The following is a 12,323-nucleotide window of genomic DNA, read 5'->3' on the forward strand; positions in this document are numbered from 1 at the left end:
ACGGTCCTGCTGCAGCTGCCAAAGACCCTTGCGGAGCTGGACGAAATTGCGGCAGCAGTGGCCACCTACGCCTCACCGGAGGTGGTGCTCCTGGCCGCGACCTGCTCGGGCTCCCGCGCCCGGCCAGCCGCTACCCAGATCCATCCCCGGCCACTGCTGCCGGAAACTAAGGGGAAGACCATGACACAGCACAGCGGTGCTCCAGCCGAAGTTTTTACGCCTACAGGCAAGCTGCAGTTCGGCGTCTTTTTCCAAGGCGTCAATTCCGGCACCATCTGGAAGGCGGCCGAGTCGGGCTCACAGACCGACTTCGAGTCTTTCCGCAGGATTGCCCAGACGGCCGAGCGCGGGCTGTTCGCCGCGTTCTTCCTGGGCGAAGGCCTTCGCCTGCGGGAACACCTCGGCAGGCCGCACGCCCTGGACGTGGTGGGCAGGCCGGATGCGCAGACCATGCTCGCCGCCCTTGCCTCCGTCACCAAGAACATCGGGCTGGTGGCCACCCAGAACACCACGTACAACGACCCCGCGGACCTGGCCCACCGGCTCTCGTCCCTCGACCTGATCTCCGGTGGCCGGGCCGCGTGGAACATTGTGACCACGGACAACGCCTGGACCGGTGCCAACTTCCGGCGCGGGGGATACCTGGACCACGCCGACCGCTACAAGCATGCGGAAGCCTTCGTGCAGACCGCCAAGCGCATCTGGGATTCCTGGGAGACCGCGGAAGGACCGGCGCGCCGGGTATTCCATGAAGGGCAGCACTACACAGTGGACGTGACGCCGCGGTTGCCTCGAAGTGCACAGTACCGGCCCGTGCTGTTCCAGGCGGGTGACTCTCCGGAAGGCCGGGACTTTGCCGCCCGCCAGGCGGACGTCATCTTCTCGGCCCATCCCAAGTTCGACGACGCAGTCGAGTTCCGCAAGGACCTCGTGGAACGGTCCCTGAAAGCGGGACGTGGCGCGAACGCCGTGCAGATCATGCCGGCCAGCGAGTTCATCCTGGCGCCCACCGCCGAAGAAGCGGTGGAGAAGAAGGAATGGGTCCGCGGCCTGCAGATCGGTCCGCAGCAGGCGGTGGCGTACCTGGAGCAGTTCTGGGGCCGTGAGCTCTCCGAATATGATCCCGACGGGCCCCTTCCGGAGATTGATCCCGTGGTGGAGGAAACCTCCGAGACCCGCGGCAGCGGCTTCCACGGAGCCAAAGCCAGGCAGCTGGCGGACCAGTGGCGGGCGGAGGCCAAGGACAAGGGCCTCTCCATCCGCCAGTTCGTCACCTCCCGGACAGCACGGGTGGACGCCACCTTCACGGGTTCCTACTCGGGAGTCGCCAGCCAGCTGGCTGAGTACGCGCGGGTTGGCGCGGTGGATGGCTTCAACATCTCCCCGTGGCTGATCCCCAGTGGCCTGGACGACATTGTGAACCACCTGGTGCCGGAGCTGCAGGAACGCGGCGTCTACCCCACGGACTACCCGGGCAGCACCCTGCGCGAAAACCTTGGGCTGCCGACGCCGGTGCGTGCTGATGAGGCGGTCCGCGCATCATGAGCGCGGCCGGCTACGGGGAAAGGGCCGACGACGGCACGGAGACTGCCGTCGTCGACCCTTCCCTGGGCAGCGTCAGGCTGCAGCTGACAGTATGGGAGCTGCAGCTCTAAGGTACTTTTAACGCCGGCACTTACGCTTCTGCCGGCGCCGCCGCCAGTGCGGGGCCCGACGACGGATGTGCTGCGGAAGCCCTGCGCCCTGGCTGCGGCTATTGGTCCCGCGGCGGGGCGAACGCGATCTGCTCGGTGCGGGCAATACTTCTCTGGATGGCTGCCTTGTCTATGCCAAGAAGCGCCGTGAGCCACATGCCGTTTTGTACGACGACAATGTCGGCTGCCCGTTCCCGGCAGTGCTCCCACGGGAGCCCGGGGACGGCGTTGGAGACCAGTGAAGCGAGCCCGTCGAGGTAACGGTCAAAAGCTGCGGCATTGATCTCCGCATAGTCCTCATCGGCTTGCGCGAGGGCCCAAAGGTGCAGGCGCAGGGACAGGTACCGTGTGGTCAGCAGTTCGGCGCCCGCAACCCGCCGCAGGGCCTTGCGCAACTGTTCGTCCGGGGCCGACGAGGGGTCTGGTGCCACGAGTGCAAGGTCGTGCTCGTCTACCCGGTGCAGGGCCGCCCGGATCAGGCTGGCCTTGTCGTCGTAGTAATAGTTCACCAGCCCCAGCGCAACGCCGGCTTCGCGGGCAACAGCGCGCATACTCACCCCTGAGATACCGTGGCGGGACAGCAGATCGAGTGCCGCCTCGAGGATGCGCGACTGCCTGTCGACCTGTTCGCCGGAGTTCACGGTATTCGTCCCCATCTGGCCAGACTATGGCCAAACCTGCCCGGCGTGCACTTTCAGGGCGGGTGGAAGGGTGGATTAGGTCTTGGCGGTTACGGTGAGTCTTGCCCAACCCCCGCCGGGGCCCATCCCAGGGCGGGGCCCAATTTGCCGGCGATGTCGGTGAGGATCTGGAGGTAGTCCTCGAGGTCAAAGCTAAAGGGGAGTGCGAAGGCCACCTCATCCACTTCCTGGAATCCTGCGTGTGCGTACAGCTGCTCGGCAATTTCATCGCTGGTGCCGATGAGGTCCGGGGCGAACATCATGCCTTTTGGCCCCTGCGGCGCCCGTGTGCGGGGAGTGCGTTCATCGACGTACCGCTGGTACTTCTCCCGCTGTAGCGGTGACGCCGAATCGGTGGGGATGACCACCAGGCCCTGCGACACCCGGGCCGGTCCATGTACCTGGGCTGACGTTGCGGCGGCCTCACGGAAGGCACGAATCTGCGATTGCTGAACGCGGGCAAAGTCCGGTTCCTGATCCGCTTCGGGGAAGATCACACTGCTGGAGAGCAGATTGAAACCGTTCGCCCCGGCCCAGACGGCCGACTTCCTGCTGCCTGCCCCGTACCAAAGGCGAGTCCGCAGGCCCGGCGAGTGCGGCTCGACGCGATTGGAGAATTCCTCGACCACACCCTGCCTGCCCGAAAAGTCCCGCACCCTTTCCCCTGCGATCAGGCGTGCAAGCCGGTCCACGCGGGCGTAGCTGAAGTCCTCAAGCTCTGAGGTGTCCGGGTACAGCTCGTGCTTCACCGTGTCGTAGTGCATCGGTTCGCCCACGCTCAGCCCCGGATTGATGCGTCCCCCGGCGAGCAGATCCACGGTGGCCAGGTCTTCGGCCAGGCGCAATGGGTTTTCCCAGCCCAGCGGTGTCACAGCGGTTCCAAGCTCAATCCGGGAGGTGCGCTGGCTGGCGGCGGCCATCACCGCAATGGGGGAGGAGATTCCGAACTGCAGGTGGCGGTGGCGCAGCCAGGCGCTGTCGAATCCAAGCCGCTCGCCACGTTCGATGATCTGCAAAGTAGATTCGTGGCCCGAGGCGGGATCTGCCGGATCGAACAGGCCAATAGTGAGGAATCCAAGCTTGCGCAAGGGATGTGTGGGGTGGGGCATGGGGCTCCTTCAGCATCGGGGGCGGCTCCTTCTCAGAATATGAGGCCTGACGTGACTGGTCTTCGGGCGATGAGGGTCGGGGCCAGCCCGGCGGCCAGCCCGGCTGGTGGCTCCTCGCGACGCGCCAAAACGTGAAGGATCCCCGCCTTGCTGAAGCGAGGCGGGGATCCATTCGTCGGCAGGCTTCCCTACTTTTTGGGCAGGCCTGCCGGGTTCAATTCGGACTTCTGGATGGCCTCTGATGAGAGGCCCCAGCGGTCCAGGATCTTGGCGTACGTGCCGTTTTCAATCAGCTCATTGAGTGCGGCCTGTGCTGCTACCGCCAGGCCGTTGTCCTTCTTGGTGGTGAAGGCGATTTGCGCGGTCAGCGGCCACCCGCCGTTGAGGGTGCCAACCTGCTTGCTCTTCCCGTCCAGCGCGGCCTTGTAGGCAGACCCGGCATTGGGGCCGAACGTCAGGTCCGCGCGGCCGGACTGCAGGGCCAGCGTGGAGGCGGAGTCGTCGTCGTAATACTGGAACTCGACCGGCTTCAAGCCGTTCTTCTTGTTCTCCTCGTCCCAGCGCACCAGGATGGCTTCCTGGTTGGTGCCGGAGCCAACGATGACGCGCTTGCCCGCAACATCCTTGGCCTCCTTGATCTCGCCGATGTCCGAATCGCTTTTCGCGTAGAAGCCCAGGAGGTCGTTCCGGTAGGTGGCGAAGTCGAACTTTTCCTTGCGGGCTTCGGTGACAGTCACGTTGGACAGCACGGCTTCGTACTTCGCGGACTCAATGCCCAGGGGCCAGTCGGCCCAAGCCACGGGAAGGACCTCGACCTCCAGGCCGAGCGTCTCCCCCACCGCATAAGCGATGTCCACCTCGCTGCCGATCAGGGTCTTGTTGTCCGTGGCGAAGGTGCTGAGCGGGGCCGTGCCGCCAGTGCTGACAACCGTGAGCTTGCCGTCGGCTTTGATGACGTCGGGAACAAGTGCGGCGGCTTCGGAGTCGAGGGAAACCTTGAAACGGTCCTGCTCAGGGGACAGATTGAAGGTCTTGCCGGCCGCCGTGGTGGAGGATCCCGACGTCGGTGCTGTCGCCGCCGTCGCGCCCGGGTCGGAGCACGCTGCCAGCCCCAGCAGCGCGGTGATGGTGAGGGCGGCGGCAGCAGTCGGTTTCGCCTTGAAAATGGTCATTTGTCCTCCTTGGAGGTGGGTAGCGGATGCATCGGAGTGTGCTCGTTGCAGCAACTATCCGGCAGCCCGAGCAGGGGAATCAAAGGCGCTGAAACCCGGAGATACGGGGAGTAACGGCAGGTCACGGGAGGACCGCGGCGGTCACATTCGGAGCGAGTGCTGAACCGAAACCAAGTGGTGCCAGTCGGGGGCGGCATCAGAAGACGAGTACTTAAAGGCCAAAGACAGGTGGGGCATTACGCGTGTGCCCGTCCTCCGCCCGCCCGTACGGTTGGTCCAGGCAGCGGCCCGGGTGGGCCGCTTATTGGTCTCAACAGGAGTTCACATGCGCACTGCAGCGTCAAAGTCTGCCCTTTCCCGCCGTCTGGCCGCAGCTGTTGTGCTGCCAGGACTGCTCACCACCAGCCTTGTGCTGGTCCAGCCGGCGGTTGCAGCAGGAACAACGTCCGTAACAGGTATGTGCAATGGCGTGGTGAACCAGTTGGCGCACCGGGGTGCCGTGCAGGAGAACCTGCTGAAGAACGCGGCCAAGAAGAATGCGGACGCGATCGCTGTGCTGCAGGCGGACAGGGCGGAGCTCCAATCCTCTGCAGACTCGCTCACGACTCAGGTTGCGGCAGCAGAGAAGGAATTGGCCAACCTTTCAGACCAGGAGAAGCAGCTCGTCGGTCAGGAATCCGCGGCGCAGGCCGAGGTGGACAAGCTGACCTCTGAGCAGGAGAACACAACGGCTGCCGTGAAGGCTGCCACGGCTGACCTCGCCGACCTGCAGGGCCAGCAGGCAAAGGTGGCAAGCGAGCTGGCGCCACTGCAGGACGAACTGGCAACAGCAGAGTCCGAATCTGCGAACCTCAAAATTACGCTCGCTGACCTTAAGGCAGAGCAGGCCGCGAACACTAAGTCCCTTGACGCCGCCAGGACGCAGCTTGACGAGCTGCAGGAGGCAGCGTCCGATGCCGCCTCCGCTGTTGCGGCCAAGGTCGTTGTAATTCAGCAAGCCACGGCCGACCTTGCCGCGCTGAATATCGCGGCAGCGCAGGCGGCCGACGACGTGGCCGCCGCCCAGCAGGCAGTCAATGATGCCGACGCCCAGCTGCAAGCGCTTGAGGCGACTGGAACTGCCGCCGCAGCAGAGTTGCAGGCCCAGCAGGCCGAGGTCGACGCCGCGAAGGAGACGCTGGCCGGGATGCAGCGCGATGCCGCCGCCGCCGACGCCGCCGTCACGACGAAGAAGGACCAGATTACCGCTGCCCAGGCTCAGCTCACGGCCCTGCAGTCGGCGGCCTCAGCGGCCAAGGCAGCCCTCGACGCCAAGAATGACGCGATTACGACAGCCCAGACAGCTTTGGAAGCCCTCCAGGCCACTGCGGCGACGGCAGCGAAAGCCGTCAGCGACAACGCCGCCAAGATCACTGCGGTCAAGGCTGACCTCATCGCCCTGCAGGGACAGATTTCGGCGCTGAACAGTGAGATTTCAACGAAGCAGGCGCAGTTGGCGACCGCCCAGAGCGTGCTGGCCACCCTGACTGCGAAAAAGGAGGCCCTGATAAAGCAGATCGCTGACCTGACCAAGCAGATCGATGCGATCAACGGCAACTCCATCGCAAAGCGTCAGTTGGAAGCACAGCGCGACGCGGCCAAGGCCCAGTTGACGTCAGTGAACAGCGAGATCGCGGACAAGAACACGATCATTTCAGGTCTCCAGGGCAACCTGGCTGCACTCCAGACACAGGTGACTACCCTTAACGCTCAGTTGCTCACAAAGCAGCAGGAAAGCAGCGCGTTGCAGAAGAATGTTCAGCCCTTCCAAGCTTCGCTCGATGCCGCCAACCTCGCCGTATCAACCAAGCAAGAGGACATCGCAGCACTTAATGCCCAGGTGCCCGCGCTCCAAGCTGGAGTGAATCAGGCCAACGCCGCGGTTACCTCCAAGCAGACCGAGCTGAGCGCCCTGCAGGGCCAACTCCCGGCACTGGAACAGGCTGCGACTGCGGCAACCGATGCCGTCGCTGCCCAGGAGAAAGTGGTGGCAGACCTCAACGCAACCTTGTCGAACCTGACAGAAAACGTCGAGAAGGCCCAGCAGGACATCGCGGACCAGAAAGCGGTTTTGGAGTCCAAGACGCAGGCGTTGACCCAGGCGCAGGATGCGCTGGCTGCAGCTAACAGGGCGGCCGAAACCAAGACGTCGGAGATCTCCACCCTGCAGGACGAGCGCGAGGGACTGCAGGCAACCTTGGACGCGGCCAACCAGGCAGTCACGGACACGACGACGGATGTTGAGGAGCTAAACCGGCTCGGAGATGGCCTGGTATCCAAGATCACGGCACTCAACGAGCAGATCGCCGACAAAGAAGCTGCTGTTCTTGCCCTGCATGCACGGGTGAAGCCGCTGCTGGACCAGCTCAACAGCTTGAATGGTCAGATCAGCGAGGTTGAATCAAAACTCGCCGCACTTCAGTTGCAGCTGACGAGCCTCGATCCGCAGCTCGTAGCCGCCCAAAAGAAACTGGCGGATCTTCAGGCGCAGAAGAAGCAGAACAATGACGGCATCAAGCTACAAAGGGACGTGGTAGCCGATCTTCAGTCGAAGCTTGCGGATGTCCAGAAGCAGATTTCGGCGATCGATCCCACCATCGCGAACGGGGGCTGCGCGGTCTAGCCACTAGGCGACGGCACCCAAGGATGTCCCAAGAGGAAGTGGCCCGGTCAGCGAGACCGGGCCACTTCTTTGTCAGAATCAGCGGGTGGGACAGCTCCCCTCCGAAGTTACTGGCCTGGGGCTTCGAGCTCCGCGTAGGTATCGGCGTCGAGCGTGATGCCCGCAGCGGCCATGTTCTCCTCAAGGTGCTTCACGGAGCCAGTACCGGGGATGGGCATCATCACGGGGGAGCGGCGCAGCAGCCAGGCCAGTGCCACCTGCGAGGTGGTGGCATCCAGCCGCTTCGCGGCCTCGTCCAGCGGCCCGCCCGGCTGCGCAAGCTCGCCCGCCGAGATAGGCGCCCAGGGGATAAAGCCGATCCCGTTCTCCTCGGAGTACCGCAGCACATCCTCGGAGCTCCGGTCCGTCAGGTTGTAGCGGTTCTGGACAGTGGAAACGGTGAAGTGCTTGCCGGCCGCTTCCAGTTCCTCCACGCTCACCTGCGAGAGGCCCAGCGCCCGGACTTTGCCCTCGTCCTGGAGTTCGCGGAGCACGCCAAACTGCTCTTCAGCATCCACCTTCGGATCGATCCGGTGCAGCTGCAGCAGGTCCAGGGTGTCCACCTTAAGCTTTCGCAGGCTCAGCTCGGTCTGCTGGCGCAGGTATTCCGGCCGGCCAACGGGAATCCACTTGCCGGGGCCAGTCCGCGTGAAGCCCACTTTCGTGGCGATCTTCAGCCCTTCCTTGTACGGGTGCAGTGCCTCGGCCAGGATTTCCTCGCTGATGTTCGGCCCGTAAGAGTCTGCGGTATCGATGAAGTCCACACCGAGTTCAACGGCGCGGCGCACCACGTCCATGGCGGTGCGGCGGTCAGCGGGTTCGCCCCAGACGCCGTCGCCCACGATGCGCATGGCACCGAAGCCGAGCCGGTGCACGGTCCCGAGGTCCTTCAGGTCAATCGTTGCGGACAGTTCCAACTGTTTCGTTGTCTCTAGGCTCATAGGGGCGGCAACCTCATCAGCCTGCTGAGTATTCCGAACGTCACAGAAATAAGCCGGCCGCCGCCGTCGTTATGCACTAAGTGCCGCCGCGACCCGGCCGGCACATCCCTGCGAAACGTTTTGAAAGGTCGGCTCCCACCGTGGCACTTCCCCTCTCCATCCTTGACCTGGCAACCATCGGTAAGGGCCAGACGGCGGCAGAGAGTTTGGCGGGCAGCGTTGCCATGGCGCAGAGCGCCGAGAAGCTTGGCTACAGGCGGGTCTGGTACGCCGAGCACCACAACATGTCCTCCATCGCCTCCTCCGCCACCAGCGTCCTGATCGCCCACGTTGCCGCACACACCGAAAGCATCCGGCTCGGCGCCGGCGGCGTGATGTTGCCCAACCACTCGCCGCTGACCATCGCGGAGCAGTTCGGCACCCTGGAAACCCTGCACCCAGGGCGGATCGACCTGGGTCTTGGCCGTGCGCCCGGGAGCGACCAGAACACCATGCGCGCGCTGCGCCGTGACCCGATGTCCGCCGACAGCTTCCCGCAGGACGTCCTGGAGCTCCAGGGCTACCTCACCGGGCCCACCCGGATCCAAGGGGTGGAAGCAACGCCGGGCAAGGGCACCAACGTCCCGCTGTACATCCTGGGCTCGTCCCTGTTCGGCGCGCGCCTCGCCGCCCAGCTTGGCCTGCCGTACGCGTTCGCCTCGCATTTTGCCCCCAACGCGCTGCAGGATGCGGTGGCCCTTTACCGCCGTGAGTTCAAGACCTCGGCACAGCTGGATGCTCCGCACGTCATCGCGGGCGTGAACGTCATTGCCGCCGACTCTGCCTCTGAGGCGCAGGCCATGCTGCAGGAGACCAAGCGCGCCAGGGTCTCCCTGTTCTTCGGCGGCGGCCGCGAGTTCACGGACGACGAAGCGGACATGATCCTCGACTCACCGCAGGGCCAGCACGTCTCGCAGATGATGACCTACTCTGCGGTGGGTACGCCCGACGTAGTGATGGACTACCTGGACGAATTCGGCAGGCACGCCGACGCCGACGAACTCATCGTGGCGCACCAAAGCACGGGCACCGCCGCGCGGCTGCGGTCCGTGGAACTCCTCGCTGAAGTCGCGGGCCTGGCCCGCGTGTAGCAGCTGGCGGCGGCCCGCCGCCGGACTTTTCCACATACTCAGTGCTTTTACACATACGCAATGATGGGGACTTTTGGGGGAAACCCGCCGGGCGGACCATGAGGAATGCCCCCTTCGAAGTTCCCTGCGGAACTCCGGGGAGGGGCACCACCCGATAGCCGTGGGCCATCCCTCGGCTGCCTTTCCGGGTGTGTCCTGCCTAAGGGGTGCACGAATGGCGATGCCGTTGAACCAGAGCGTGGCGGATTCCGCGCTTCTAACCCGGTCCCTTCCGTTGGGGCTGCTCCGATCCTTCGTCCGGTCCGACGCAGCCGACGACGGGCTGACGCCCACCCTGATGGCGGAACTCAAGGTCCTCGCCCGGGTTCCGGGGCTGCTGGTGGCCTGCAATTATGGCGGAACGCTGTGCGATGCCGAGGGGATCTCCACCGAAACCCTCCCGCTGGGCAGCGCAGCAATCGCCCTGCGCGCCCTGGCTGCGCTGCCCAACACCCATGCCGCCGTCATCTCCGGCCGCTCCCTCCGTGACCTGGCGGCCGTGTCCCGCCTGCCCGCGGAGGTGCACCTCATTGGCTCGCACGGCGCTGAATCGGATATGGAGTTTGCCCACGTCCAGCCCCTGGCCACGGAAGCGGTCCTGCAGAAAGTCAGTGCAGCAGTCACTGAGGCGGTGGGCTTCCACAAGGGAGTCTGGATCGAGCGTAAGCCTGTGGCCGTTTCGATCCACACCCGCCCCGCCGCCGCAGAGGTGGTGGAGGCGGTCACGGAAACTGCCCGGGAGATTGCCCGTGAGCACGGGCTGTTCTTCATCGTGGACGGGTCCGTCCTGGATCTCTCCGTCGTGGAACCGGCCAAGGCCGAGGCGCTGGAAAATCTCCGGTCGCGGCTTGGCGCGAGTGCTGCCATCTACGCCGGGGACGCTTACAGCGATGAGCTTGCCATCGCCACACTGCGGGGGCCGGACATGGGCCTGCGGGTAGGGCCGGGGGAGACAGGCGCTTCACACCGGCTGCGCGACCCGGAGTGCTTTGCCCGCGTGCTTGCCATCCTGTTCGAACTCCGGCGGGCGTGGCTGTTCGGCGAGGACGCCGTGGGGCTTGAACGGCATTCGATGATCGGGAACGGATCGTCCACAGCCCTCGTCACCCCCGACGCCCGGATCTGCTGGATGAGCCATCCTCTGCCTGACTCCGGATCGCTCTTTGCCCACATCCTTGGCGGGGACGCGGCCGGACACTTTTCTGTTGAGCCCGTCAAAGCTTCCCAGGTGCTGGGCCAGCGTTACGTGGACAGCACCATGATTGTGGAAACCCGCTGGGCCGATGTTACGGTCACGGACTACCTGGAACCGGCCCCCGAGGGCATCACCAGCCTTGTCCGCGTGCTCTCAGGAAGCGGTGCGGCGAGGATCGTCTTTGCGCCCCGCCCCGATTACGCCAACGCTCCCTTCAGCATGGAGGCGCGCGGTGACGGGCTGCACGTGGTGGGAACCTCCGACCCCATCGTTCTCTTCGCCCCAGGCGTGACGTTTGCCATTGCCTCGGATGGCCGGCATGGCACGGCCACAGCCGCCGTCAACCTGCAGGACGGTCCAATAGTGCTCAACCTGAGGTGCGGTGACACGGAGCATCAACCCGTGGACCCCGGCGGCGAAACCGAGCGGCGGGCCGGCGTGGCGCTCCACTCGCGCAGCTGGGTGCAGCGCCTCGACCTGCCCAGCGTCAAGCCATCCCTGGTGCGCCGGTCCGCCTTGGTCCTCCGCGCACTGGTCCACGAGCCCACCGGCGCGGTGCTGGCTGCGCCCACCACATCATTGCCGGAAGGCATCGGCGGCACCCGCAACTGGGACTACCGGTACTGCTGGCTGCGGGACGGCTCCATGACGGTCAACGCGCTGGTGGACCTTGGTTCCACACAGGAAGCAGTGGGTTTCCTGGGCTGGCTCGGGCGGATCCTGGAGCACGCCCCCGGCCCGGAGTGGCTGCATCCCCTTTACTCGGTCACCGGCGCGCCACTCTCGACAGAAGCGGTCATCGACAGCCTCCCCGGCTATGCCGGCTCCCGCCCTGTCCGGATCGGCAATGCCGCCGACCACCAGGTCCAGCTGGACGTGTTCGGCCCCATCGCGGAACTGATCCACGCTCTCAGTGAGAGGGAAGCGGCCCTGAGCGACGGCCACTGGGAGCTGATGGTCCAGATGGCCTCGGCAGTGCTGGCCCGCTGGCAGGAACCGGACCACGGCATCTGGGAAGCCCGGCGGGCTCCCCGGCACCACGTGTTCACCAAGGTGATGTGCTGGGTGACCCTTGACCGGGCCCTGCGGACCGCGGCCCGGCACGGACGCAGATCCGAACCGGCATGGGAAGCCACGGCCACAGCCATCCGGGAAGAGGTGCTGACGGAAGGCTGGGACGAGTCCGCATCCTCCTATACCGTGGCTTACGACAGTCCGGACCTGGATGCGGCCGTCCTGCACATCGGCCTCTCAGGCCTGCTCGACGTCACCGACCAGCGCTTCCTGGATACCGTTACGGCCGTGGAACGGGAGCTGCGGGTGGGACCCACCGTTTTCCGGTACAGGTACGACGACGGCCTGCCGGGTTTGGAGGGCGGTTTCCACATCTGCACCACCTGGCTGATCGAGGCGTACGTCGCGGTGGGGAGGATTGAGGAGGCCTGGGACCTCTTTGACCAGTTGGTGAACCTCTTCGGCCCCACGGGCCTGCTGCCGGAGGAATACGACCCCGGCACGGAAACCCACTTGGGGAACCACCCGCAGGCATACTCGCACCTGGGTTTCATCCGCTGTGCCCGGCTCCTCGACGGGCACCAACACAGAAGGTAGTCGCGGTTCCGCTTCGGTCCCTAGAGTGGAGTTGACAGGGAAACAGGCAAA

At 65.1% G+C, this 12,323-nt stretch carries 8 protein-coding genes; 4 read left to right on the forward strand and 4 right to left on the reverse strand.

The genetic code is table 11. The features are described 5' to 3' along the window. The first annotated feature begins 180 nt into the window (after positions 1-180). A complete protein-coding gene (locus tag AC5RV1_RS12765) occupies positions 181-1,545 on the forward strand; it encodes an NtaA/DmoA family FMN-dependent monooxygenase (protein ID WP_493994859.1) in 1,365 nt (454 codons plus the stop codon). A gap of 208 nt (positions 1,546-1,753) precedes the next feature. Here the strand turns inward: AC5RV1_RS12765 and AC5RV1_RS12770 are convergent, their stop codons facing one another. The 3 genes from AC5RV1_RS12770 to AC5RV1_RS12780 all read right to left on the reverse strand — a co-directional run bounded on the left by AC5RV1_RS12770 (position 1,754) and on the right by AC5RV1_RS12780 (position 4,655). After that, positions 1,754-2,350: a TetR/AcrR family transcriptional regulator gene (locus AC5RV1_RS12770; RefSeq protein WP_493948112.1), complete on the reverse strand. Its 597-nt coding sequence runs from the start codon at positions 2,348-2,350 to the stop codon at positions 1,754-1,756. Between the two features lie 74 nt (positions 2,351-2,424). Further along, a complete protein-coding gene (locus AC5RV1_RS12775) occupies positions 2,425-3,483 on the reverse strand; it encodes an LLM class flavin-dependent oxidoreductase (RefSeq protein WP_493994817.1) in 1,059 nt (352 codons plus the stop codon). Positions 3,484-3,671: 188 nt separating this feature from the next. Further along, on the reverse strand, positions 3,672-4,655 hold the full coding sequence (locus tag AC5RV1_RS12780; RefSeq protein WP_493994818.1) for an ABC transporter substrate-binding protein: 984 nt from the start codon (positions 4,653-4,655) through the stop codon (positions 3,672-3,674). Between the two features lie 325 nt (positions 4,656-4,980). Here AC5RV1_RS12780 and AC5RV1_RS12785 point away from each other — a divergent pair, with 325 nt between their 5' ends. Further along, positions 4,981-7,317, forward strand: a complete 2,337-nt coding sequence (locus AC5RV1_RS12785) for a coiled-coil domain-containing protein (protein WP_493994819.1) — start codon at positions 4,981-4,983, stop codon at positions 7,315-7,317. A gap of 107 nt (positions 7,318-7,424) precedes the next feature. On the opposite strand, the gene AC5RV1_RS12790 is transcribed toward AC5RV1_RS12785, so the two are convergent. Next, the gene (locus AC5RV1_RS12790) at positions 7,425-8,297 is read right to left on the reverse strand and encodes an aldo/keto reductase (protein WP_493948107.1); all 873 of its coding nucleotides are present in this window, start codon (positions 8,295-8,297) and stop codon (positions 7,425-7,427) included. 140 nt (positions 8,298-8,437) lie between these two features. On the opposite strand from AC5RV1_RS12790, the gene AC5RV1_RS12795 reads away from it, so the two are divergent. After that, the gene (locus AC5RV1_RS12795) at positions 8,438-9,427 is read left to right on the forward strand and encodes an LLM class flavin-dependent oxidoreductase (protein ID WP_493994820.1); all 990 of its coding nucleotides are present in this window, start codon (positions 8,438-8,440) and stop codon (positions 9,425-9,427) included. Between the two features lie 214 nt (positions 9,428-9,641). After that, positions 9,642-12,272 carry a trehalase-like domain-containing protein gene (locus AC5RV1_RS12800; RefSeq protein WP_493948104.1) on the forward strand — a complete coding sequence of 877 codons (2,631 nt, stop codon included), beginning with the start codon at positions 9,642-9,644 and terminating at the stop codon, positions 12,270-12,272. The last annotated feature ends 51 nt before the right edge of the window (positions 12,273-12,323 follow it).

It is taken from the genome of Arthrobacter sp. Hb9-2, from assembly GCF_059091165.1.

Coding starts and splice junctions, on each gene's coding strand:
- AC5RV1_RS12765 (WP_493994859.1), top strand. CDS start 181: ATGACACAGCACAGCGGTGCTCCAGCCGAAGTTTTTACGCCTACAGGC.
- AC5RV1_RS12770 (WP_493948112.1), bottom strand. CDS start 2,350: ATGGGGACGAATACCGTGAACTCCGGCGAACAGGTCGACAGGCAGTCG.
- AC5RV1_RS12775 (WP_493994817.1), bottom strand. CDS start 3,483: ATGCCCCACCCCACACATCCCTTGCGCAAGCTTGGATTCCTCACTATT.
- AC5RV1_RS12780 (WP_493994818.1), bottom strand. CDS start 4,655: ATGACCATTTTCAAGGCGAAACCGACTGCTGCCGCCGCCCTCACCATC.
- AC5RV1_RS12785 (WP_493994819.1), top strand. CDS start 4,981: ATGCGCACTGCAGCGTCAAAGTCTGCCCTTTCCCGCCGTCTGGCCGCA.
- AC5RV1_RS12790 (WP_493948107.1), bottom strand. CDS start 8,297: ATGAGCCTAGAGACAACGAAACAGTTGGAACTGTCCGCAACGATTGAC.
- AC5RV1_RS12800 (WP_493948104.1), top strand. CDS start 9,642: ATGGCGATGCCGTTGAACCAGAGCGTGGCGGATTCCGCGCTTCTAACC.